The following is a 24,858-nucleotide window of genomic DNA, read 5'->3' as shown; positions in this document are numbered from 1 at the left end:
TTTTATTGTTCTAATCTTAATTGTACTTTCTTTTAATAAACCAACGATCGTTTAACGATAAACTAATTGATAAGCTGGCAAATGTTTCTTTTATAAGGCCGGCATTTTCTGTTCCTCTTTGTCCTAATTCAAGCCCAATGTTTGCGTTTGAAAAAGAGCGATTACCTCCTATAGGTAAACCCATTCCAAAAGATATGCCAAACTCGTTGATGTCCTCATTATTAAGAACTAGACCTGTTTCTTCAAAACGAGCTCCAAATCTATAAGTGACACGTTGCCAGTAACTTGTTAAGCTATTGAAGTTTGGTATGTAATAACCACCTGCTCTTAAGGAGATGGCATCTTTGAATGAACTGTTATTTGGGCTGAAACTGCGATTAGATAAGCTGCTCTCGCCTCGCATAGAAAACTCTCCGCCAATCATCCAACTGCGTAATTTCCCATAATTCAATCCTACAGTTAATTCAGAAGGAAGTGTAAGGTCTTCCTCATTTTCCTGTGGATCGCGAGCGTTAAATAAACTTTCTCCTGTTCCTGGGGTAAATGAAAAATTAGCAAGCACCGATGTGCTTTTTGCTACTAATTTGCTCTCTGGACTGTAAACAATGCTTGCCTGTAGGCTGTGTTCATCGCCAATATTTTTTTCATAGTGTAAGGCTAAATTGTAGCTTAATCCACTAAAGTCGGTTTCGTTTGTCTCATTAGATCCAAACTGGACTTGATTTGTAAGTACACTTGAGCTGTTTGTTTCTTGACCAAAATTATACCTTAACTCTGCTCCAATACTTAAATTCTTTGTAAGCTCATGTCCAACTCCAAAGTAAGCTCTGGTAATACTTCCTTCACCTGTGAAGTTGTAATACTCCGTATCAGTTAAGTCTCCGATGGTATATCCAACGGATTTAAAGGGAACTAATCCAAATCCTATTCCTGTTTTTGCATTGTTGCCTAGAGGTATACTTACATTCAAGTATTCCAAAGATGTAGAATCATAAGTGTCATTTTCACTTTCTGTTGATGCCCACGTCTCGGTGTGTAATAAACCTACGCCATAATTGATGAGTTTTATTTTACCATAGGTGGCTGGGTTATTCAGGGTAGTATGAATACTGTCCAAGTGAGTGCGTAGTCCACCCATGCTTCGGTTTTCAATTGTTCCTTTAAAGGTTTGTTGGCCTAATCCAAAAAATGAATATGGCGATGAAGTACGAGATTGACCTAGCGCACAATTGATGCTTAATACTGTAATCACGAAGATGATACTTCTAATCATAAGTGTTGTTATAGATGTATAATTGATAAATGCCTTTGAGCATTAAATCAGGCTGGGCAAAGAAACGGCTTTTTAGTTGTTTCTCCAACAACCTAGCATCGCCACCTGTTAGGAAAACTTGTAAATTTTCATCCATTTCTTGGTATTGATTTATAACTCCATCTAACTCTCTTGAAACTCCATTTACTACACCGCTATGAATGCTGTTTTCTGTTGAATTTCCCACTAAGTGTTCAGGCACCTTTTGCAGTAATAACGGGAGTTTTGCAGTATAATTATGTAGTGATTGGTATCTTAGTCTAACACCTGGACTTATGGCGCCTCCTAAGTATTGTCTTTTGATATTGACATAGTCATATGTGATACAGGTTCCTAGGTCAATTATTAGTGCTGTTTGATCTTTGTTAATTAAGGTTAAAGCTCCAGTTACTAGTGCGATTCTGTCATTACCAAGTGTAGAACTTTGGTAATTATTTTCAAAGGGTAGCTTAATCTTATTGTTAATTTCAAAAACTTTAAAGGCTTGTTTTAGTTTATTAACGATGGTGTTGTCTTTAAAACCGACGTTACAAACTGCAATTTCTTTTAAATCACTGTATAATTCAGATAGTTGCATGAAATCATGAAGGAATTCTTCATGACTTGATCTATGGATATGGATAAAGCTGCCATCTTTTATTACAGCTGTTTTAATAGAGGTGTTACCTGCATCTATTATAAACATAGAAGAAATTATGATTTAAAAACTGACGCAAATATAAGAGAAGCAGGAGCTTAGTAATTGTTATATAACTGTTATTAATTAAGTAAATAAACCAGTTATAAGAAATGTAAGAAAACGATGATTATTTAAATCAATCCAAAGATTATTAAAACAAAAAATCCCGAGTAAACTCGGGATTTAAGTGGTACCTCCAGGAATCGAACCAGGGACACAAGGATTTTCAGTCCTTTGCTCTACCAACTGAGCTAAGGTACCATGCTGTATAGCGGGTGCAAATTTAATTAATTAATTCAATGTGCAAAGTGTTTTTTAATTTTTTTTGAATAAATCTTCAATTAATCGTTCGAGAGCCATTCCTCTCGATCCTTTAATTAAAATAGTTGATTGATTGGTTTCAATTAAATGAGCACTTTGTATGAATTCATGATAATCTGTGAAGGTGTGAATATTTTCAATGCTTACTTTAGAGAAGTTGGAGCCTATTAAAAAAACCTCGTCGATAGTACTGTCAGCCGCGTATTGAGCAATTTTATTGTGTTCTACTTCTGAGTATTTTCCTAATTCAAACATGTCACCCAAAATGGCAATTCGTCTATCAGCCTTTTGATTAATTAAGTTGTCTAAGGCTACCATCATGCTTGAGGGATTTGCGTTGTAGGCATCAAGTATAATTTTGGTATTGTCAATCTTAATTACTTGAGACCGGTTATTGGATGGTTGGTATGATTCTATTCCACTAACAATCTTTTCTGGTGAAACTCCTAACTCTTTTCCTATCGTGTAGGCAAATACCGCGTTCTTATAGTTGTAAGTTCCTGTAAGTTGGCTTTTTATAAGTTGATTATCTATGGTAAATTGAATTAAAGGTTCTGTTTTATACAAGCTTGTGTTTTCTGGTGTTAATATCGAGTTTACACCAGTGCTTCGGCTTATTTGTTCTGGATCCCATCGACCAATTATTGCTGTTTTGCTTTCACTTCTTAAGTAATCGTATAGTTCTGATTTACCTTTTTTTACACCTTCAATGCCGCCAAAACCTTCTAAATGTGCTTTGCCGTAATTAGTGATTAAACCATAATCTGGTTGTGCAATATCACATAAAAACGAAATTTCCTTTTGATGATTTGCACCCATTTCTACAACTCCTGCTTGTAGGTTGTTAGAAAAGCTCAACAAAGTAAGAGGTACTCCTATGTGATTGTTTAGGTTACCTTCTGTCCCTTTTACTTTGAATTCTTGCTTTAAAACTGATAAAATAAGCTCTTTAGTGGTTGTTTTACCATTACTTCCTGTTAATCCGATAATAGGAAATTTAAGTTGCTGTCGATGATGTCTTGCTAGATCTTGCAGTGTTTTTAGAACATCATCAACTACTGTAAAAGAGGAGCCATCGAGGGTTTTATCGCTTACTATGGCGTGTTTGGCTCCTAATTCTATTGCTTTAGTTGCATAGGTGTTTCCATCAAAATTTTCTCCAGACAAAGCAAAGAACATGTTTCCTTCTTCAATTGTTCTAGTATCTGTACTTATTCCTGTGCTCTCTAGGAATATTTTATAGAGTTCTTCAATCATAATGTAAATATAGAAACAAAAAAAGACCGCTTAAAAAGCGGTCTTTAAAGATTTATGTAAAGTGCTATTTAGTTTCTAGCTCTCTTAGTCTTTTTAGCTTTAGAACCAACACGTGACATAGCACAACGGAATCCGATGTCGTCACTAGCCATATCTTGTGGATAGAATCTTCTAGTTGCTGGATCTAGCCAGTAAGCTCTGTCTCTCCAAGAACCACCTTTGTAAACTCGTACTTGATTGTTAATTAAGGTAGTTCTACTGTTTGAAGAATCATATTGGCGATCTAATTTTCCAATTGAGTCAGCTTCTACAGAGTGCTGTGGTGAGTTGTACATGCGCTTATTCGCATCTCTCAAGGCATCCTTACTGTCAAAGTATTTAGTAGATTGAGCGTCTCCATCACGGAAATCACGATTGTCACTACGATCAAAATTAGTTCTTAAATAAGTTTCATTTTCATCAACTGGTTGTTGCTGTATTTGACCAGGAAGTGCTCTTGCAATCGTCTTTCCGTTGCTCAATGTGTCATACGGAATAGAATCAGTTGATACTACAGCAATCATTCCGTCTGGTCCGATTTTGTTTTTAGTGTATTGGTTACCTCTATAGTAGTTAAAATCGTTAAATTCATCATCAACGATCGGACGATAAACATCTGCAACCCATTCCGACACATTACCTGCCATTTCATAGACTCCAAAGTCATTAGGGCTGTAAAATTTAACAGGTGCTGTAATGTCTGCTCCGTCATCACTCCATCCAGCAACTCCACCATAATCTCCGTCGCCTTGTTTAAAGTTAGCTAAATGATCACCACGCGTTGTACGTTTTCCACTACGTGTATATTGACCATCCCAAGGGTATTTTTTTCTACCACGAATAGCATTGTATTCTCTGTTTCCTACGTTTGCTAGAGCGGCGTATTCCCATTCTGCTTCTGTAGGTAGACGATATGCTGGTAAAATGATTCCATCTTTTCTTGTTACATATAAACCACTAGCTTCTCCAGTTCCATCGCCAGCTTTAGCAGCCTTTGCTGTTTTCTTTTTTTCTAATGATTGCGAGCGCTTACCACCTCTTAATTTTTCATCATCTCCTCCATAAGTTAGAGTAGGTGCGTTTAAGTAGGTTTCAGTATTGAAAGTAGACCCAGCTTCTTGATTAGCTAAGGCATCTTTTGCGGTGTAGCCTTCTTGATTTAATATTAATTCATTAACACGATCGGTTCTCCAGTCGGCATATTCAACTGCTTGTACCCATGATACTCCAACTACAGGATAGTTTTGGTATGCTGGATGACGCAGGTAGTTTTTAGTCATTTCTTCGTTGTACCCTAAACGATTTCTCCATACTAATGTGTCTGGCACAACACCGTCATATATTTTACGGTATTCCTCATCCTCTGGTGGGAATACAGTTTTAACCCAATCAAGCATCTCAAGATACATACCATTGGTAACTTCAGTCTCATCAATGTAGAAGGATTGAACATGTTGTTGATTTGGTGTGTTGTTCCAGTCGTGCATTGGATCATCCTTCACACGTCCCATAGTAAAGGTTCCTCCTTCAATAAACACTAAACCAGGTCCAGTTGCCTGCTCCTTGTATTTAGTATTAAGTTCAAAACCACCGTTTTTACCTGTAACGTCCCAGCCTGTTCCTCTGGATGTTGTAGTGTATTCATTACCGCCACCACCACAGCTTACTAATAGGGCTGCTATTACTGCTGTGAACAACGCTTTAACCGCAAAATACTTTCTCATTTTTTAAGAATACTTTTTGAAAATAGTCCCGCAATATAACAACTTCATATTAATTCAAAAGGAATTATTGAAATAAATCGCGTTACTTTTGTCGTTAAAGCCTAAATAACGTCGTCCAGTTGTTTTTATTTTATGGATATCTTAAAAATTGTTGGTCAAAGTAAATAATATGTAACTCGCATTATCGTTAAAATTCGGATGAAGCACTTTTCTTTAATTTTACTAATTCTATGTTTTTTTGTGCCCAAAGCTCAAAATATCGATGAACAACTAATTTGGATTGATAATTATACTTATTCTATTAATGGCGAGGATATTGTCATGCCATATTGTGGAGATAACTGCTCTTTAATTGAAACCGGGTTAGTGTTTCACAAAAATTATATAGATATCCCGCTTGCTCAACCAGGATCAGCACAGGTAGTTTCTGTACAAAAAACGGCCATTTCTGATTCTAATGTTGGTTTTTTAAGGACGTTGACGCTTCCTTCTCAATTTGAAGTTTTTTTAGAAACTTCGCTTTCGCGAAAGCGTAATTATACCACACTAAAAGTTCCGGTAGTTTTAAAGGAAGGTTCAAGTTATTACAGGGTAACAGGTTTTCAAATTTCCTATAGAGAAAGAACGGCTGCTTTATTGCCTAAAAATACTACTTATGGTAATTCCTTATTAGCATCTGGAGAGTGGTTTAAGTTTCAAGTTAATAATACAGGTGTTCACAGAATTACTAGAGGTTTTTTATCTAGTTTGGGTATGGATGTTAACAGTATAGATCCATCTCGATTAAAGATTTACGGTCAGGGCGGAAGGTCATTGCCACTAGCTAACAATGAAAATTTATTTTACGATCCTGCGGAGATTCCTATAAGGGTAACCGGTGAATCTGATGGAAGTTTTGATTCGGGTGATGAAATTTTATTTTATGCTACAGCGAGTTATACTGAATATGTTGAGGAAAATGATAGCTTTATCAATCCATACTCCGACGAGTCTATTTATTACATCACAGCTCAAGGTAATCCTGGAAAAAGGATTTTAAGTGCTATACAGCCTACCGGCAATGTTGCTGTAACTTATACAGATTATGATAAGGTTTATCACCATGAGGTGGATGAACGTAATATCGCAGCTTTAGGTAGGACATGGTATGGTGAGAGATTTTCATTTGAACCAGATCAAAGCTTCGAATTTGACCTAGATAATGTAAATACGGGTAGAGATGCCAGGGTTATTGTCAAAACAGCATCTATATCTGATACTCCTGTTTCATTTGAGATTTCTTATAACAATTCTGTAATTGGGACGAGTAATTTAACGGGCTTAGTTGTTGGTGGTCAGCGTTCAAATATTTTTGCTGGAAGAACTGCTACTTTTAATTCAAGTTTTAATCCGACGAGTGGAACAGCTACTATAGATTTATCTTTTGATAATGGTGGCAATCCAGGAGCTCGTGGGTTTTTGAATTATATTAGGTTAAATGTACCTACATTATTGCAAGGTACTGGTGAACAGTTCGTTTTTCAAAACACTGACGCTTCAACCAATACCGGTATTGGAGAATATCAGATATCTAATGCAGCTACTATAAACGAAATCTGGGATATTACAGATCCATTTAACACCACTAGAATTGTCAATTCAAATAATCAATCAACTTTTTCTTTTAAATCCACATTAGGATCACCACGTCAATTTGTTGCTGTTGAGGATGGGGATTATTTCCCAGTTATTAGAATGAATGAGTCTAGAGTACAAAATAGTAACCTTAAAGGGACGGTTTTTTTAGACAATGCAGGTGCTTTTAAAGATATAGATTACTTAATTATTACTCCGCAGTTTTTAAAATCTCAGGCAGATAGATTAGCTAACTTCCATATCCAGGAGAATAATTTAAATACAAAGGTAGTTACTCTTCAGGCGATTTATGATGAGTTTTCTAATGGAATGCAGGATATTTCTGCTATTAGAAATTTCATCAAGTATGTTTATGATAATGCATCGTCACCGGCAAATAGATTGCAATTTGTAAATCTTTTTGGTGATGCGAGTTATGACTATAAGGATAGAATTAGTATTAGAGATAATATTGTTCCCATTTATTTGAGTGAGTCCAGTGTGTCCTTAATTACCAGCTATGCGCTAGATGATTTTTTTGTTTTAATGGACGATAATGAAGGTAATGTTGGTGTAAATGGAGGATTGCCTGATATTGCTGTAGGAAGAATGATTGTAAGTGATCTTACAGAAGCACGTGAAATGGTAGAAAAAGTAATTTCCTATCAACAAGAACCTGCATTTGATCCTTGGAGAAACAGGGTGACGTTAATTGCAGATGATGTTGATGAATTAGGTGATAGAGTTCTACAAGAAAGCGTTAATCAATTAGCGACTGAAATTGCTACAAACAGGCCAGACTTAAACGTTGATAAAATTTTACTCGATAGTTATATTCAGGTTAACAATGCTGGTGGTCCTAGATATCCTGCAGCTGTATCTAATATAGAAGATGCTTTTGAAAGAGGTTCTTTAGTAATTAATTATTTTGGGCATGGAAACGAAGATGGACTTGCTCGTGAGTTTGTTATTACTCAAAATTCTGCTAGGGATTATAGGAATCCTAATAATTTACCTTTATTCATAAGTGTGACTTGTGAGTTTACTAGATTTGATAATCCACTGCGAGAAAGTGGTGGAGAAGTGATATACCTTAATCCTAATGGTGGAGTAATTGCCTCGGTTGCGACAAATAGACTTATTTTAATTAGTGCAGGTACAAGGTTGAACGAGGTGCTCGATCAATATTTGTATGATTACAATAATACGGTGCAGGTAAGTATGGCAGAGGCGTTGAGAAGAGCCAAGGTAGATCCTGCCTTTGGTAGTTTAACTGGAGCAAGAGTTGTTGCCTTTATAGGAGATCCAGCGTTAAAACTAGCCTCTCCAAAACCTCAAGTGATTCTTACCGCAGTTAACGGTGTGCCGGTTTCTGGTCCTACATCAACCTTACGTGCTTTAGATAGGGTTACACTTAGTGGCGAGGTTCAGGACATTGCAGGAGCTCGAATCAATAACTATAATGGTACTGTTTCTGTAACGGTATTTGATAAGTTGATTGATAGGGTTACAAATGCTAATGATAATATAGAATCTTCCCCTGGAAGTTTAATTATTCTCCCTTTTACGGAACAAGGAGAAGTCTTGTTTAGAGGTCAAGCGACGGTGGAAAATGGCGTTTTTGACATTGAGTTTATTTTGCCTAGAGATACTCAAATACCAGTTGGTTCTGGTAGAGTTTCCTTTTATTCAAAAAGGTCAACTATTCTAGAAGATCAAAATGGTTACTCTCTCGATGTTCAAATTGGTGGTATAAATCCAAATGCCGCAAACGACGACATGCCACCACAAATGCAATTGTATATGAATGACACTAACTTTGTCAATGGTGGTGTTACGGATTCTAATCCATTTCTCCTCGCTCTTTTAAGTGATGACAGTGGAATTAATACCAGCAGTGGGATAGGTCATGATATCACCGCAGTATTAGATGGAGATGATGCTAATCCCTTTATCTTAAATGATTACTACGAGGCCGATGTTGATAGTTTCACAAGTGGTCAAGTGTATTTTCCTTTACGAGATATTGAGCCAGGTTTGCATACACTCGAGGTTTGTGCTTGGGATGTTTATAATAATTCTGTATGTGAAGAAATTCAATTCCTAGTGTCAGAAAATGAAGGGATTGAGCTTACTAGAGTATTAAATTACCCTAATCCCTTTACTAATTATACAGAATTTTGGTTCAATCATAATAGGCCGTTTGAGCCGCTGGATGTTCAAGTTCAAGTTTTAACCGTTACTGGAAAAGTAGTTTGGACCAAAAATCAAACTATTACGACATCTGGATTTACCTCACGAGAAATAACTTGGGATGGGCGAGATGATTTTGGTCAACGTTTAGGAAAAGGAGTGTATATTTATAAGATTACGGTAAATTCCACGTTAACTAATCAGTCTGCCAGTAAAATAGAGAAACTGGTCTTAATTTAAATAGAAGGAATAGGCTATATTTGCCTTTCACAAAAAGTATTTGATGAAAAAAATTTTTCTAGTTTTTGTTGCGTTTTATTTTGCATTACCTAGCACAACAAGCGCACAAGAGAACGATACTCGAGTAATCACAACAGCTTTACCATTTTTAAGAATTGCCGGTGATCCACGCGCAGCTGGATTAGGCGATATGGGAGTAGCAACTAGTCCAGATGCTTGGTCACAGCAATGGAATCCAGCTAAATATGCTTTCATAGAAAGAGAGCATAAACTAGGTGTTGCTTATACACCATATTTAGGAAATTTAGTTGATGATATAGCAATAGCTCAGTTAGTATATGCTCAACGACTCAATGAATACAGCGCTTTTTCAGGAAGTCTAAGGTATTTCAGTTTAGGTTCAATTACTCTAAGACAAGATCCTAATGATCCTGGAAGAGAGGAAAATCCTAATGAATTTATTATCGATGGTACTTATGCACTTAAGCTGTCAGAACAGTTTTCTATGGCAGTAACAGGTCGCTACCTACGTTCTGATTTGAGAATACAAGGAGTAGATAATGATGCTAGTGCTGCAAATAGTTTTGGTGTTGATATTAGTGGTTATTACCAAAGTGAAGAAATAGCTTACACAGATTTCAATGGTCGCTGGCGTGGAGGATTCAATATAAGTAATATAGGTCCTAAAGTTTCCTACGATCAAGGTGGTCAAGAAAACTTTATCCCAACAAATTTAGCTCTAGGTGGTGGATTTGACTTTATCTTAAACGATGGTTTTAGTAAAGTATCCGTGATGGCCGAAGTAAATAAATTATTAGTTCCTACACCACCGATTAGAGAAGATGGTGATTCTGATGGAGATGGTATTCCTAGAGAGATTATTTCTGGGCAAGATGACGATGTTTCTTTCATTACAGGTATGTTTCAGTCATTTGGTGATGCACCAGGTGGTTTTGAAGAAGAACTTAGAGAGTTTACATGGGCAATAGGTGCAGAATATACATACAACGATGCGTTTGCATTACGTACCGGTTATTTTAACGAGGCAGATGACAAAGGAGCTCGTAAATTCTTGGCTCTAGGTGCAGGATTTAAATTCTCTGAAATAGGAATTGACCTGTCCTACTTGTTCTCGACAAGTCGTGTGCAAAGCCCACTAGAAGGAACGTTAAGATTCGGTCTTACCTTCAATTTTGGAGATGAATTTGATGAGTGGTAGATGAGTAAGAAATTAAATATATCTACCTCATTAGAGGTTTATGAAAATCTTCAGGAGCTAGCTTCTGAGGATTTTTTATTGATGGAACACGCTGTCCAAGCACGTTCTAGGGCTTATGCTCCTTATTCCGAATTTGCAGTAGGTTGTGCTATTTTATTAGAAAATAACGAAATAGTCACTGGGAACAATCAAGAAAATGCTGCTTATCCTAGTGGTCTATGTGCAGAGCGTGTAGCCCTTTTCTATGCAGGTTCTCAATATCCCGGTGTACCGGTTAAAAAAATGGCTTTAACAGCTGGTCCCATGTCTTCAGATTTCTTTAAACCAGTACCGCCATGCGGTGCTTGTAGGCAAGTAATTAGTGAATATGAGAAACGTCAAGAAAATGGAATTGAGATATATTTCATGGGTACTGGCGGTAAGGTAGTTAAGGCCAGTTCAATGGAATCGTTACTTCCTTTAAGCTTTGATAAAAATTACCTATAACGTTTGCGATGTTTTTAACGTCGTTATGGGTTTTTGGTTAGGCATTTTATCTCTATTTTTGTTTTCGCTTTTATAAAAGGTAGTAGCCTTAAATAAAGGTTGAATCTTGATTACGCTTTCGCGAAAGCGCACTAACAAAGACAACGTAAATGAAAAAAGTTACTAAAGAAGTATTACTCAACTGGTACGAGGAAATGCTTTTCTGGAGAAAGTTTGAGGACAAACTTGCACAAGTTTACATCCAACAAAAGGTACGTGGGTTTTTACACCTGTACAATGGTCAAGAAGCTATTCTTGCAGGATGTTTACACGCTATGGAATTAGGTAAGGATCGTATGATTACCGCTTACCGTAACCACGTTCAACCTATAGGATTAGGTGTAGATCCCAAAAAAGTAATGGCCGAATTGTATGGAAAGGCTACCGGAACCTCTCAAGGACTAGGTGGATCCATGCACATATTCTCACCAGAACATAATTTCTTTGGAGGTCATGGTATCGTAGGAGGACAAATCCCTCTAGGAGCTGGAATGGCTTTTGGAGATAAATACAACAATCATGACGCAGTAACACTTACTTTTTTTGGTGATGGTGCTGCACGTCAAGGATCTCTTCACGAGACATTTAACCTAGCGATGCTTTGGAAATTACCAGTTGTTTTTTGTGTGGAAAACAATGGTTATGCCATGGGAACTAGTGTAGAGCGCAGTGCTAATCATACAGATATCTGGAAATTAGGATTAGGATATGAAATGCCATGTGGACCAGTAGACGCTATGAATCCAGAAAAAGTAGCTGAAGCGATGCATGAAGCTATTGAGCGAGCAAGATCTGGCGGTGGACCTACTTTCCTTGAGTTAAAAACATACCGATACCGCGGTCACTCAATGAGTGATGCTCAAAAGTACCGTACGAAAGATGAGGTAGCCGAATATCAAAAAATTGATCCTATTACGCAGGTGAAAGACCGTTTGATGGAAGAGCACGGTGTGAGTGAGGATGAAATAAAATCAATGGACAAGCGCGTGAAAGAGCGTGTTGCAGAATGTGAAAAGTTTGCGGAAGAGTCACCTTGGCCAGAAAAGAGTGTGATGTTTGATTCAGTATACGAGCAAGAAGACTATCCATTTTTACCAGCAAAATTATAATTATGGCAGAAATTGTAAACATGCCTAGATTAAGCGACACCATGGAAGAAGGTGTCGTGGCAGCGTGGCTTAAGCAAGTAGGTGATCAAGTTGAAGAAGGTGATATTCTTGCAGAAATTGAAACAGACAAGGCTACCATGGAATTTGAATCATTTCAAAGTGGTACTTTATTACACATAGGTGTTCAAGAAGGTGAAACCGCACCTGTTGATTCGCTTTTATGTATAATCGGTGAAGAAGGTGAGGATATTCAAGCTTTACTAGATGGCGCTGGGGATTCATCCAATACAGAAAACGAAGATTCTTCTAATACTCAAGATTCAAATGAAGATAAGAACGATGAACCTTCATCTTCAACTGATGATTCTAATGATTTACCTGATGGAGTGGAAATCATTACTATGCCGCGATTGAGTGATACCATGGAAGAAGGTACAGTTGCAAGCTGGTTGAAAAAAGAAGGTGATCAAGTTGAAGAAGGTGATATCCTTGCAGAAATTGAAACAGATAAGGCTACCATGGAGTTTGAGTCATTTCATAGTGGAACTCTTCTTAAAATTGGTATACAAGAAGGAGAAACTGCTGCTGTAGACGCTTTGTTAGCTATCATTGGTCCTGAAGGGACAGATGTTTCCAATGTATCCTTAGATGGAACTTCTAATTCTTCAACAAAGAAGGAAGAGAAAAAAGAAGCGCCGGCCAAAGAAGAACCAAAATCTCAACCAAAAAAGCAAGAGCCTAAGAAGGAAGAAACAAAGACTGTTTCTAATTCAAGTAACTCAACTTCTAGTAGTAATACAGGCCGTGTTTTTGCATCACCACTAGCAAAGAAGATGGCTCAGGATAAAGGAATCGACTTGTCGCAGGTTCAAGGTTCTGGAGAAAATGGTCGTATCATTAAAAAGGATATAGAAAGTTTTACTCCTGGAACTTCTACAGGTGTCTCTCAACCTGCTTTTGAAGCTGTTGGAGAAGAGACATTTGTTGAAATGGCAAATTCTCAAATGCGCAAGACCATTGCAAAACGTTTGAGCCAATCCAAATTTACAGCACCACACTATTATCTAGGAATTGAACTAGATATGGATAATGCTATTGCAAGTAGAAAGGCAATCAATGAGTTGCCAGATACTAAGGTGAGTTTTAATGATATGGTTATTAAAGCAGCTGCAATGGCATTGAGAAAACATCCACAGGTGAATACTCAATGGACAGATAAAAACACCATACAGGCGAAGCATATTCACGTAGGAGTTGCTGTTGCCGTTGATGATGGTTTACTGGTTCCAGTGTTACCGTTTGCAGATCAAATGAGTATGCAACAAATAGGTGCAAAAGTAAAAGAGCTAGCTGTTAAAGCCCGTAATAAAAAGTTACAACCTAAGGAAATGGAAGGTAGTACTTTTACTATTTCAAATCTTGGAATGTTTGGTATTACTGAATTTACTTCTATAATCAATCAGCCTAACAGTGCAATCATGTCAGTAGGTACTATCGTTCAAAAACCAGTGGTTAAGAACGGTCAGATTGTAGTTGGTAATACTATGAAAATCACTTTAGCTTGTGATCACCGTACAGTTGATGGTGCAACGGGAGCTGCATTCTTACAAACATTTAAACAATACATGGAAAACCCTATCGTTATGTACGTATAGCGTTTAATTATTGATGAGCTATATGAGCGCCAGTTCTTGCTAGAACTGGCGTTTTTTATTGTAACAACTATAATCTATCTCGAGATATGTCTAGTAATTAGATTTATTTAAATAATTGCCTTTCGAGTAAAAAGGTTGTAAGTACTACGTCAAAGCTTTTTTTGATGTCTACAGGCATGTATTTAATTCGGTTTTGTCCACAGCGCACTCTTAGTCTACTAAAATACTCTTGAATCGCTTTTTTGTAATCCTCTTTAATATTATCGGCATAAAGGTTAATGTGGTCTCCTGTTTCAACATCCACAAATCGGCTAGGAGTATTTGGAAAATCAAAATTTAGCTCGGTAGTACTATCAAAAGTGTGAAAAAGTACAACGTCGTGCTTGTTGTATTTAAGGTGTCTGAGTGCTTCAAAAAGTTCATTTTCATGCGTGTCACTTTGAAACATATCGGTAAATAAAAAAATGAGCGATCGGCGCTTAATTTTCTCTGCTATTTCGTGAAGATACTTATAAGTGTCGGTTCCCGATCCTGATGGTTGTTGCACACATGTTTTTCCTAACATATCTAAAAGCATGTTATGGTGACGATCACTACCTTTTTCAGGTGCATAGTATTCATAACTGTCTGAATAAATACTTAATCCTACAGCATCGCGCTGTTTTTTAAGTACGTTCATAATTGCAGCACAGGCTAGAGAGGAATATGCTATTTTATTTAAGGACGTAAGAGAAAACTCTTTGATAAGTGGATAATGCATGCTAGGGCTATTATCTACAATTAAATGACATCTTAAATTAGTTTCCTCATCAAATCGTTTGGTATATAATTTATCTGTTTTGGCATAAAGTTTCCAGTCGATATGTCTTGTGCTTTCTCCTGGATTGTAAATTTTGTGCTCAGCAAACTCTGCACTAAAACCGTGAAAAGGAGATTTATGCATACCGCTTATGTATCCTTCTACTACTTGACTAGCAAGTAAAGCGAGATTTTTAAATCCTGAAGTTTTATTGAGTTCTTGCTGTAAATTCATATTGTGAATATAGTCAATCGTTTTATAACATACTGTAAAAAGGGGTAAGTGGTTATGTATTTGAAATTACGCTTTCGCGAAAGCGAACTTAAACACAAATAATGTAGTAAACTCATGTAAATAAAAAAGCCCATTCTTTCATAGAATGGGCTTTTTTTATATAGTGTATAATTACTTATAGTTGCTTGTCTATAGCCTCTGCATAAACACTTTTTTGTGCAACACCTACCTGGCGATCAACGATTTCTCCGTTTTTAAAAACTAGTACAGTTGGGATATTACGTACGCCATATTTTGCAGCAAACTCTTGATTTGCATCAACATCAATTTTACCTACAACAGCCTTTCCATCATACTCATTTGATAGCTCATCGATGATAGGTCCAACCATGCGACATGGGCCACACCATGCTGCCCAAAAGTCTACCATTACTGGCTTATCGCTGTTTAATACTGTTTCTTCAAAGTTTGCATCTGTTATTTCTAGTGCCATTTTCTAAATTTTTTATTACATACAAAGTTAAGCAAAAGTAAGGCCGTAATTTATCTTATCTTATTATAGTTGCTTATACTAGTATCTACTTAAATAATAAGCAACCAATTAACCAACCTTGTACGTGATATCTAGATTATCTAGCATGTCTAATAATTCTGAATTCACGCTTACTTTTTGCATTCTTGAGGTCATGTCTAATGCAATTTTTTCTTCATGATCTCTAATATTTATATACAAGAATTGTTCTCCTGTGTGCTTGTCTAATACTTCCTTTAAGGTTTGAATCTTAGATTCTAACACCTCATTTAAGCTAAATTCTAAAGTTAAATTTTTTGCTGCGTGCTGCATCACATCTTGCAGTTGCTGCATTTGAATAAAACTTAACCTAGGATCGCGAGGCTTTCCCGTTTTTTTATCAATCCATCCTTGCTGTACAGTGACTTTACAATGAACAAATGTGTTAGGTATAAGGAAGTGCCTGAATTTTAAATATTCTTCTCCAAACATTCTAAATTCATGAGATTCATCATAATCCTCTAGGGTAAACATTCCCCATGGTTTATTTTGTTTACTCATCATGTGACTTACGCTAGAAATTACACCGGCAAAGGTGAGTTCTTTACCTACCAATTCAGGTAACACTTTCATTGCATTTAGATTTGAGTTGCAAAAAAATTGCATCTCTTTTTTATAATCATCAAGCGGATGTCCAGAAATGTAAATACCTACTACTTCTTTTTCTCTTTTAAGTTTTTCCATGGTGCCCCAACTTTCGCACACGGGCAACATAGGCTCTGGTATTTGTACCTCACTTGCTTCCCCAAATATGCTCATTTGAGCGCTGTTTTCATTTTCTTGGTACTTTTGAGCATACTTGATTACTTGCTCAAGAAATGTTTGACCATTATCTGCTGCATGAAAGTATAATGCTCTATTTTCTCCACCTAGGCTGTCAAAACCTCCGCTTAGAGCTAATGCTTCAAATGATTTTTTGTTAGCAGCTCTTAAGTCTATGCGTTTACCTAAATCAAAGATGCTTTTGTAGGGTCCGTCTTTTCGGTTTTCTATAATTGTCATTACAGCGCCATGACCTAATCCTTTTACCGCACCCATACCAAATCGTACAGCACCTTCCTTATTCACGGTAAACTTGTAATTAGATTCATTAACATCGGGTCCCAAAACGTCCAGCCCCATACGTCTACACTCATCCATAAACTTAGTCACATCCTTAATATTATTCATATTATTGGATAGCGTTGCTGCCATAAATTCTGCTGGATAATTTGCTTTGAGGTAAGCTGTTTGATAAGCAATCCAGGCATAGCAGGTGGAATGCGATTTATTAAATGCGTAAGAGGCAAATGCTTCCCAATCTTTCCATATCTTTTCTAGAACTTCTCTATCGTGTCCATTTTTTTCTCCAGCATCTAAAAATTTAGGCTTCATCTTCATCAATGTAGCCATTTGCTTTTTACCCATTGCTTTACGCAGGACATCGGCATCACCTTTTGAGAAATTAGCTAGTTTTTGTGACAGTAGCATTACCTGCTCTTGATAAACTGTAATTCCATAGGTTTCTGCTAGGTATTCCTCACACGCTTCTAGGTCATAAACGATTTCTTTATCACCATGTTTACGAGCAATAAATTCTGGAATATACTCCAAAGGACCTGGTCGATAAAGGGCGTTCATTGCAATAAGATCAGGGAATTGAGTAGGCTTCAATTCCCTCATGTATTTTTGCATTCCCACACTTTCATATTGAAAAATACCTGTGGTTTCTCCACGTTGAAATAATTCGTAGGTCTTTGGATCGTCTAGTGGTATGGCCTCAATATCAATATCAATTCCATGTCGCTCCTTTATGATGGCCACCGTATCTTTTATTTGGGATAAGGTTTTAAGCCCTAGGAAGTCCATTTTTAACAAACCAGCGCTTTCTACTACCTCGTTATCAAATTGAGTAACGTATAGATCCGAGTTTTTTGCTGTTGCTACAGGAACAAAATTGGTTAGATCGTCAGGAGTAATTATGACACCACAAGCATGAACACCTGTATTACGTACTGAACCTTCTAGAATTCTAGCTTTTTGTATAGTGTCTGCAGTAAGGTCATTTCCTTCTGATAACTGCAACAATTCCCTTACGTTGTCAGCGTCTTCTCCTCTAAATTTAGAGCCTATTTCTTTTTCCTCGAGAGCAAACATTTTTTTAAGCTTTGCGAAATCAGGAATTAGCTTTGCAACTCTATCAGCATCCATTAAGGGTAGATCTAGTGCTCTAGCCGTGTCTCGTATGGATGATTTTGCAGCCATCGTACCGTAAGTAATGATTTGGGCTACTTGATTGGAACCATATTTCTCAATTACATAGTCCATTACCTTATATCGATTTTCATCATCAAAATCAATATCAATATCTGGCATTGATACACGATCTGGATTTAGGAAACGCTCAAAAAGTAAATCATAATGTATGGGATCAACATTGGTAATTTTTAAACAATAGGCAACAGCACTACCTGCAGCACTACCACGTCCAGGCCCAACGGCAACGCCCATATCTCTTGCTGCTTTAATAAAATCCCAAACAATAAGAAAGTAACCTGGGTAACCCGTTTTGGCAATAACATCAAGTTCAAAATCTAATCGTTCTTTGATGTCGTCAGTTAATTCTTCTCCATAACGCTCTTTAGCTCCTTCATAAGTAAGAAATCTTAAGTAGGCGTTCTCACCATTTTTGGTTCCCTTAGTAGCATCATCGGGATCTATAAATCGTTCAGGTATATCAAATGCAGGTAATAATACATCACGAGCAAGTTCAAAGGGTTCAATTTTGTCAATTACTTCCTTGATATTAAGAATAGCATCTGGCAGGTCTTTAAAAAGCTCTTTCATTTCTTCAGAGCTTTTAAAATAGTATTGATCATTTGGCAAGCCATACCTGTAACCACGTCCACGTCCTATAGGTGTAGATTGTTTTTCTCCATCTCTTACACAAAGTAAGATATCGTGAGCGTTTGCATCTTCTTTGTGGATGTAGTACGTATTATTGGTTGCAACTATTTTGATATCATGCTTTCGCGAAAGCGCAATTAAAACTTGATTTGCTCTAGTTTCATCCTCTTGACCATGCCTCATAATCTCAATATAAAGGTCATCGCCAAAGTTTTGTTTCCACCAAAGCAGAGCTTCTTCAGCCTGCTTTTCACCGATATTCAGAATTTTTGAAGGGACCTCACCGTATAGGTTACCGGTAAGCACAATTAGGTCATCCTTATACTGAAGCAATAATTCTTTATCGATACGCGGTACGTAGTAAAATCCATCGGTAAAGGCTTTACTAGCAAGTTTTGCAAGGTTATGGTAACCCTTTTTATTCTTGGCAAGGATAACGATTTGATATCCATTGTCTTTAATAGACTTGTCATTCATGTTTTCACAAACCTGAAATTCACAACCTATTATGGCCTTAAGCGGCTCACGTTCCTCTTCACCATCTGCAAGTGTTTTATTTACTGCTTGAATGGCTCTCACAAAATGAAATGCACCCATCATGTTTGCATGATCAGTCATTGCAACAGCGGTCATGTTATTGGCTGCTGCAGCTTCGGCAAGGTCTTTTACACTAGCTGTTGATTGTAGAATAGAAAATTGACTGTGATTGTGTAAATGAACAAAGGGCGCATCACTTAATTCAGCTAAATTTTCTTTTATTTCTTGATTGGATACTACAGGCTCCTCATCTTTTTTAAGCGCAGCACTTGCTTTTTGTAGATTAACATGTTTTAATCCTACAGGAGCGATAGTAGATGGGTTGCTTTGTTTGAATCTAAGGAAATAATCCTCTTCAACATCTAGTTGTTCCCTTGTGTACTGTTGTTTTCTAACCAGTTCAAGGAAGCATCGTGTTGTTGCCTCAACATCGGCAGTTGCATTGTGTGCTTCACTAAATGGTTCTCCAAATAAAAATTCATGTAATTCGGTAAGGGTAGGAAGTTTAAACTTTCCTCCACGTCCACCTGGAATTTGACATAACTGTGCAGTATGTTCTGTACAGGTATCTAGAACTGGAATTTCTTGAAGCTGATTGGCTATTTGTGCTCGCACAAACTCTGATCCAGTAACCATTAAGTCAAAATTCAAGTTTTGACCTACCACAAATTTTGTTTTTGATAGGGCAATATTGAATTTTTCTAGCATTTCCTCGAGCGCTATTCCTTGCTCTTGGGCTAGTTGTGTCGATATTCCATGTACACGTTCTGAATCGTATGGGATGTCAAATCCATCAGGTTTGATCAAATAATCTTCATGTTCAATAAGATTACCCATTTCATCATGTAACTGCCATGCAATTTGAACTACACGTGGCCAGTTATCTGTGTCGGTTATAGGTGCGTCCCATCGTTTGGGTAAACCGGTAGTTTCAGTATCAAAAATTAAGTACATAAATCCTTCTCCTAGGGTAATTGTGTGGCGTAAAAACGAGTTAACTCTTTTTTATTAAAGACCTGACTATCTGATCGGTAATCAATTCTTATTATATAAAAAAGCAGTTTTTAAAGATAGGAGAGAAGTACTGTTTTTTAAAATATAGTTATGAACAGTTTTGAATGAAATAACGGGTTATGTATTTAATCGAAATGACCCAATCATCAGTAATAAAACAAATGCTTGAGTTAAGGTGTGCTACTACTTACTTGAAGTACCTTACCGTTGTAAAATTGATTACCTGTGAGTGCAAAGTTCATGATATAGGCGGCCATATCATCAGGCTGTAAGGGTGCTTTGTAGCCAGGAAAAGCCTCTTCGAGCATTTCGGTTTGTACCGCACCTAGAGCAAGTGTGTTAAACGAGGGACCGTTTTCCTTATATTCTTCAGCTAGTAATTCAAATAGTGTGATTACGGCAGCTTTGGCGCTGCTGTATGCTGCAAGACCAGGAAATTTTGCACTACCTTGAATGCCACCCATCGAACTTATTGCAATTACATGACTGTCCTTACTTAAAATTGGCAATAAGGATTGCGTAAGTGCAGCAACTCCAAATACATTGACAGCATAGCAATTTTGAAAATCAGTATTAGTAAGTTGATCAAAAGGTTTGTTTACTAGCATTCCTGCATTATGAATCAATATATCAACATGATCCCATTTATTTTTAATGGTTTTAGCAGTATCCTCTATACTATCTGTAGAGGTAAGATCGGTTGATATCGCTAGAACTGTATTACGTTCCATTGCTTCTAAGGAATCTAGCTTTCGCGAAAGCGCTATAACTTCATGTCCAGCGTTTGAAAATTGTCTTACTAGTTCAAACCCAATCCCGCGACTGGCGCCTGTTATAATTACTCTTTTACTCATTTTAATTAAGTTTAGGTGCTGTCTTGTTTACGATGTGAAAGATTCCAGGTGTTACAGCATTTATAACTTGTGCCATGTGGTCTGTATTTACTAATTCTTTTTCATCACCTACTTTGTGATAATGATCAAAGTTTGTAAAATCAAAGGTGCAAAAGGTTTGTGCTGGTATGTTGTATTGCTCATAGAAAGGGTAGTTGTCTGACCTTTTAAACAAATTAAATTGCTCAGCTTGTGGAAGTTTTCCAGTTACTATTTTATCACTGTTTGCGGTATTGAACAATTCACCCATGTTTGATGTGTCATAACCAGTAAGATAGGCAATGTAATCTTTGTCTACCATAGGAGTTCCTGTCATTTCAAAATTGACCATTGCCACTACGTTTACACCTTCATTTTTCATACGTGTAGCAAGATGTTTAGAACCTAAAAGGCCCATTTCTTCTGCACTGAATAAGGCGAAAATAATAGTTCTTCTATTAAAGTCTAATTGCCTGAAAATTCTAGCGATTTCCATAACAGTTGCTGTACCAGTAGCATTATCATTGGCGCCATTTGCAATTTTATCTTCACCTTGGGCATTTTTAATGATACCAATGTGATCGTAATGAGCTCCTATAACAACAACTTCATCACTAAGGTTTTTGTCAGAACCAGGTAAAATTCCAACTACATTAAAGGCTTTTATAGAATCTTGAACGCTAAATGTATCAATATAACTATCGCCGTAACGCTCTAGATCCATCATTGTCATTTGATCAACCAAGTAATCTGCAGCTTTTGCAATTCCAGGAGTTCCTGTCATTCTACCTTCTAATTCATCTTGTGCTAGATAGTATACAATGTTTTCTAAATTCTCTTTTTTTGCCATCGGGATTTTAATCTCGGATAGCTGTTTTACAGATTCTGCGGCTTTTTCTACAGAGGTTATTTTAGAGCTCGAGTTGCATGAGAACGTTAAAACTGTAACGACAAAAAGTAGTAATATCTTTTTCATTGGATGGTTTTGAGTGTAAAGATAATAACTTACTAAGGTTTAAAGAAAAGGGCTGAGCTGAGAAATTTTACATTAGTATGGAAAAAATAAAAGCTGCTAAAATAGCAGCTTTTAATAATCAAATGAATTATGAAATGCGTTGACTTTCCACAGATCAGTGAACTAGGGAATCGCTGCTCTGCTTCAAGCCAACAGGAAACGAATTTCTTTAATTATCATTTTATTCTATAAAAAGTAGAATCGATGCCTTTTCAAATCGATTAAAATCAATTTTATAGGTTTAATTACTTGATATATAGTTTGTTTTGAGATATTCTTCCATTTAAACTGGCTTGAACAAAGTATAGTCCAGATTTAAGATCAGAGATATCATAATTTATAGTTTCATGCTCAAATGTTTTCACTACTTGACCTAATGTATTATAGATCACTACTTGGTCTATTTCCGTATCGCTTTGAATGTTAAAACTACTTTGAGCTGGATTAGGGTAAATAATGAAAGACGATTTTAACTGTTCCTGAACTTCTTCATTACTCAAAGGATTATTAAGAGGAGTTGTGGTGTACAATTTGTACTCTCCAGGTTGCAATGAAATTCCAGTAGTAGTATTAGTAACGTTCACAACCGCATTGTTGTTGAAGTAATCGTACCAAACTCCTGTTTGTTGAAAATTAGGATTTGCTGTTTGCGCAGTTACCGCAAAATTTGCTAGTACTACTGCATCAAAATTAGGTCCATTTAAATTGATGGTTTTAACCAGCCCAGAAACATTTAAGTTATTGTTTGTGTTGTTAAAGGTTTCAGGATATAAGGTTTTAAAGTTTATGAATGTAGCTGTTGCATCGTATAAGTCTAATCGATCCTGGTCAGTATCGTATCCTAATGTCCAAGCTACTGGTTTGCGACCTGTTCTACCATTTTGGTCTATGTCAATTTCATATCCTAACTCACCAAATTGCCATAGCATTTTAGGTCCAGGAATGCTGTAAAGAATTGCTGAAATGGCTTCTTGTCTATCCAATGCTACAGGAACATTTTGAACGTTATGAGAAGAATTTGCAGCATTACCAAATTGTAAGTTTTTATACATTAATCGTTGCTCGTCGTGACTTTCTGCATAGGCTATAAGATGCTGGTCATTGAAATTTCGTGATGTGTAATAACTTCTAAAGACATTGGAATTAGATGAGAATCCCATGCTGTTTTGATTGAATTCGTCGGTCATTTTTCCCCAAAGCATAAATCCATCATTGGCTAGTGCGGCTTCCTCATTTTGTCCTCCTAAGTGTTCAAGAATCATGTAAATGTCGTTAGAATTATTGTTCCAGATAGTATTCTTATAATCATTGAGTATATTGACTCTACTTTGGTCATAAGCATTCCAAGCACCAATATTTCCTAGCGTGTTGTTTTGGGTAAAACCTTTAGATAAATCAAATCTAAAACCGTCAATTTTATATTCATCTATCCAATATTGTAGGGTTTGTTTTACGTAGTCTCTAGTCCAATTACTTTCATGATTGAAATCATATCCTACATTGAAATCGTGTCTAGCAGTCGGATTTAAGTAAGGATTATTTGCTGCTGGTCTAAAATTTGCTTGATCCCACCACATTTGACAAAGTGGGCTTTGAGAGAAGGCATGATTATAAACAACATCTAGTATAACAGCGATACCTTTTGAATGACATAAATCTACCAGTTCCTTAAATTTTTCTGGAGTTCCGTAGGTTTTATCAATTGCCATGTGGAACTTAGGATTGTAACCCCAACTATCTGCTCCTTCAAATTCATTTAGGGGCATGAATTGAAGAGCATTAATACCTAAATCGGCTAGGTAATCTATTCTATTAATTATTTCTTGGTAGCTATCATTTTCAGAAAAATCTCGTACCAAAATTTCATAAATAACTAAATTTTCTTGATCCGGACGTTGGAAATTAGTCACATTCCAATTATAAGGAGTAGCTTGATAAGTCCAAAGCGATATATCTCCTGTAGTCTCTCCCGTAGGATAAGGATAAATGTTATCAAAATTACCAGGCTTTATGAATTGGTCAAATCCATCATCCAGAATCAAACGACTGTATGGATCGGCTATCTTGATACTGTAATCTACTAAGTATTGATAGGCAAACTCAGTTCCTGCAGAAAACTGTGTAGAAGGAACGGTAACCCAAAAATAATCACCATCCTTATTCATTTGATAAGGAAGATCCAAATCCCAGTTGCTGAAGCTTCCTAAAAGCATTACATCTGTTTTGCCTGGTGCTGCTAATAAGAAAGTAACACTACCGTCAGCATTTTCATTTACACCGTTTTTCAATCCTGCTGGTCTAGCAATACTTTGTGTAGTATTTGGTACATAAACCGATACTTGATCGGTAACGGTTGTTGTTCCATTATCTGCATTAACTGCAATTGTGTAATTGCCTGGATTTGAAAATGTGTATGAGGTAGAAATACTAGAACCACTTGTTGTCGCTACACTATTTCCATTTACGGCAAGATCTAATGTTGCGTTTTGGGTACAGTCTGCACTTAGGTTTATGGTTTGGTTTAAATTGATAATGTCACCGTCCTGTGGGCTGGTGATTGAAGTGTTTAAACCAGGTAGGAAAACGTCTATAAAAATATCTGGTGATGTTTGATTAGTTCCTGCAGCGTTTCTTATAACCAAACAAATTTCTGATATTACGTCTCCTGGTTGTGCGTTGTAAAAAGTTTCTAAAGTTCCTGGTAAGGTTGCTTGATACATGTTACCGCCAGTATTTACAAATTGTGGTTGAGCAGTATTGTCACCCCAGTTTCCTACTACATTGGACCAGCGTGTTCCATTAATATTGGCTCCTGTGTGAGCATAAAAATTTCCAGATTCGTTTTCTAAAGGAGTTCCTGTTGCATCAAATATTAGTGTTACTTGATCTTGTTGTGTAGGTATTGATGGGTTTGTGGTTACTTGCGCTTTCGCGAAAGCGAACCCAAAAATCACAGCTAATAAAAGGTAAAAGTTTTTCATAGAATTAATCGTTATCAAAAAAGGGCTGTATAAACAGCCCTTTTAAGTTATAAATAAACATG

Annotated in this window: 15 protein-coding genes and 1 tRNA gene; 5 read left to right on the top strand and 11 right to left on the bottom strand. The window is 36.7% G+C overall.

What is annotated here, in order from left to right; all coding sequences use genetic code 11:
* Positions 1-16 precede the first annotated feature (16 nt).
* From BST91_RS09750 to gldJ, 5 genes are all read right to left on the bottom strand, one after another.
* Positions 17-1,273, bottom strand: a complete 1,257-nt coding sequence (locus BST91_RS09750; RefSeq protein WP_244895602.1) for a hypothetical protein — start codon at positions 1,271-1,273, stop codon at positions 17-19.
* Complete coding sequence (locus tag BST91_RS09745; RefSeq protein WP_085775270.1) at positions 1,266-1,997, bottom strand: type III pantothenate kinase; 732 nt, start codon at positions 1,995-1,997, stop codon at positions 1,266-1,268. Before BST91_RS09745 ends, BST91_RS09750 begins: the two co-directional genes overlap by 8 nt.
* Positions 1,998-2,179: 182 nt before the next feature.
* A tRNA-Phe gene (locus tag BST91_RS09740) sits at positions 2,180-2,252 on the bottom strand.
* A 54-nt stretch (positions 2,253-2,306) separates the two neighbouring features.
* A complete protein-coding gene (locus BST91_RS09735; RefSeq protein WP_085775269.1) occupies positions 2,307-3,569 on the bottom strand; it encodes a UDP-N-acetylmuramoyl-tripeptide--D-alanyl-D-alanine ligase in 1,263 nt (420 codons plus the stop codon).
* Between the two features lie 68 nt (positions 3,570-3,637).
* A complete protein-coding gene (gene gldJ, locus BST91_RS09730) occupies positions 3,638-5,332 on the bottom strand; it encodes a gliding motility lipoprotein GldJ (RefSeq protein WP_060523801.1) in 1,695 nt (564 codons plus the stop codon).
* Positions 5,333-5,572: 240 nt separating this feature from the next.
* Here gldJ and porU point away from each other — a divergent pair, with 240 nt between their 5' ends.
* The 5 genes from porU (at position 5,573) to BST91_RS09705 (ending at position 13,887) form a co-directional block, all read left to right on the top strand.
* Entirely contained in the window at positions 5,573-9,379 is a 3,807-nt protein-coding gene (gene porU, locus BST91_RS09725) for a type IX secretion system sortase PorU (RefSeq protein WP_211280392.1), read from the top strand.
* Between the two features lie 43 nt (positions 9,380-9,422).
* Positions 9,423-10,598, top strand: coding sequence for a type IX secretion system outer membrane channel protein PorV (gene porV / locus BST91_RS09720; protein WP_085775267.1), 1,176 nt, complete (start codon positions 9,423-9,425; stop codon positions 10,596-10,598).
* On the top strand, positions 10,599-11,084 hold the full coding sequence (cdd, locus tag BST91_RS09715; RefSeq protein ID WP_169709777.1) for a cytidine deaminase: 486 nt from the start codon (positions 10,599-10,601) through the stop codon (positions 11,082-11,084).
* Positions 11,085-11,233: 149 nt separating this feature from the next.
* Complete coding sequence (gene pdhA, locus BST91_RS09710) at positions 11,234-12,232, top strand: pyruvate dehydrogenase (acetyl-transferring) E1 component subunit alpha (protein ID WP_042279659.1); 999 nt, start codon at positions 11,234-11,236, stop codon at positions 12,230-12,232.
* A gap of 2 nt (positions 12,233-12,234) precedes the next feature.
* Positions 12,235-13,887 carry a pyruvate dehydrogenase complex dihydrolipoamide acetyltransferase gene (locus BST91_RS09705; RefSeq protein WP_085775266.1) on the top strand — a complete coding sequence of 551 codons (1,653 nt, stop codon included), beginning with the start codon at positions 12,235-12,237 and terminating at the stop codon, positions 13,885-13,887.
* A 103-nt stretch (positions 13,888-13,990) separates the two neighbouring features.
* Here the strand turns inward: BST91_RS09705 and BST91_RS09700 are convergent, their stop codons facing one another.
* The 6 genes from BST91_RS09700 to BST91_RS09675 all read right to left on the bottom strand — a co-directional run bounded on the left by BST91_RS09700 (position 13,991) and on the right by BST91_RS09675 (position 24,796).
* Positions 13,991-14,920 carry a DUF58 domain-containing protein gene (locus tag BST91_RS09700; RefSeq protein WP_042279661.1) on the bottom strand — a complete coding sequence of 310 codons (930 nt, stop codon included), beginning with the start codon at positions 14,918-14,920 and terminating at the stop codon, positions 13,991-13,993.
* 175 nt (positions 14,921-15,095) lie between these two features.
* Positions 15,096-15,413 carry a thioredoxin gene (trxA, locus tag BST91_RS09695; protein ID WP_042279663.1) on the bottom strand — a complete coding sequence of 106 codons (318 nt, stop codon included), beginning with the start codon at positions 15,411-15,413 and terminating at the stop codon, positions 15,096-15,098.
* A gap of 108 nt (positions 15,414-15,521) precedes the next feature.
* Positions 15,522-19,868, bottom strand: coding sequence for a DNA polymerase III subunit alpha (dnaE, locus tag BST91_RS09690; RefSeq protein ID WP_085775265.1), 4,347 nt, complete (start codon positions 19,866-19,868; stop codon positions 15,522-15,524).
* Positions 19,869-20,098: 230 nt separating this feature from the next.
* Positions 20,099-20,782 carry an SDR family NAD(P)-dependent oxidoreductase gene (locus BST91_RS09685; protein WP_085775264.1) on the bottom strand — a complete coding sequence of 228 codons (684 nt, stop codon included), beginning with the start codon at positions 20,780-20,782 and terminating at the stop codon, positions 20,099-20,101.
* 1 nt (position 20,783) lies between these two features.
* Entirely contained in the window at positions 20,784-21,776 is a 993-nt protein-coding gene (locus tag BST91_RS09680; RefSeq protein ID WP_085775263.1) for a M28 family metallopeptidase, read from the bottom strand.
* 284 nt (positions 21,777-22,060) lie between these two features.
* On the bottom strand, positions 22,061-24,796 hold the full coding sequence (locus BST91_RS09675; RefSeq protein WP_085775262.1) for an alpha-amylase family glycosyl hydrolase: 2,736 nt from the start codon (positions 24,794-24,796) through the stop codon (positions 22,061-22,063).
* Positions 24,797-24,858 lie beyond the last annotated feature (62 nt).

The organism is Nonlabens tegetincola (assembly GCF_002117085.1).
GTDB lineage: Bacteria > Bacteroidota > Bacteroidia > Flavobacteriales > Flavobacteriaceae > Nonlabens > Nonlabens tegetincola.
The sequence above is the reverse complement of the archived record's forward strand: the minus strand, read 5'-3'. Positions and strand labels throughout refer to the sequence as shown.

Bases quoted from the DNA above. Each gene is read 5' to 3' on its own strand.
- BST91_RS09750 (WP_244895602.1), bottom strand. From the start codon at position 1,273: ATGATTAGAAGTATCATCTTCGTGATTACAGTATTAAGCATCAATTGT.
- BST91_RS09745 (WP_085775270.1), bottom strand. From the start codon at position 1,997: ATGTTTATAATAGATGCAGGTAACACCTCTATTAAAACAGCTGTAATA.
- BST91_RS09735 (WP_085775269.1), bottom strand. From the start codon at position 3,569: ATGATTGAAGAACTCTATAAAATATTCCTAGAGAGCACAGGAATAAGT.
- gldJ (WP_060523801.1), bottom strand. From the start codon at position 5,332: ATGAGAAAGTATTTTGCGGTTAAAGCGTTGTTCACAGCAGTAATAGCA.
- porV (WP_085775267.1), top strand. From the start codon at position 9,423: ATGAAAAAAATTTTTCTAGTTTTTGTTGCGTTTTATTTTGCATTACCT.
- cdd (WP_169709777.1), top strand. From the start codon at position 10,599: ATGAGTAAGAAATTAAATATATCTACCTCATTAGAGGTTTATGAAAAT.
- pdhA (WP_042279659.1), top strand. From the start codon at position 11,234: ATGAAAAAAGTTACTAAAGAAGTATTACTCAACTGGTACGAGGAAATG.
- BST91_RS09705 (WP_085775266.1), top strand. From the start codon at position 12,235: ATGGCAGAAATTGTAAACATGCCTAGATTAAGCGACACCATGGAAGAA.
- BST91_RS09700 (WP_042279661.1), bottom strand. From the start codon at position 14,920: ATGAATTTACAGCAAGAACTCAATAAAACTTCAGGATTTAAAAATCTC.
- trxA (WP_042279663.1), bottom strand. From the start codon at position 15,413: ATGGCACTAGAAATAACAGATGCAAACTTTGAAGAAACAGTATTAAAC.
- dnaE (WP_085775265.1), bottom strand. From the start codon at position 19,868: ATGTACTTAATTTTTGATACTGAAACTACCGGTTTACCCAAACGATGG.
- BST91_RS09685 (WP_085775264.1), bottom strand. From the start codon at position 20,782: ATGAGTAAAAGAGTAATTATAACAGGCGCCAGTCGCGGGATTGGGTTT.
- BST91_RS09680 (WP_085775263.1), bottom strand. From the start codon at position 21,776: ATGAAAAAGATATTACTACTTTTTGTCGTTACAGTTTTAACGTTCTCA.
- BST91_RS09675 (WP_085775262.1), bottom strand. From the start codon at position 24,796: ATGAAAAACTTTTACCTTTTATTAGCTGTGATTTTTGGGTTCGCTTTC.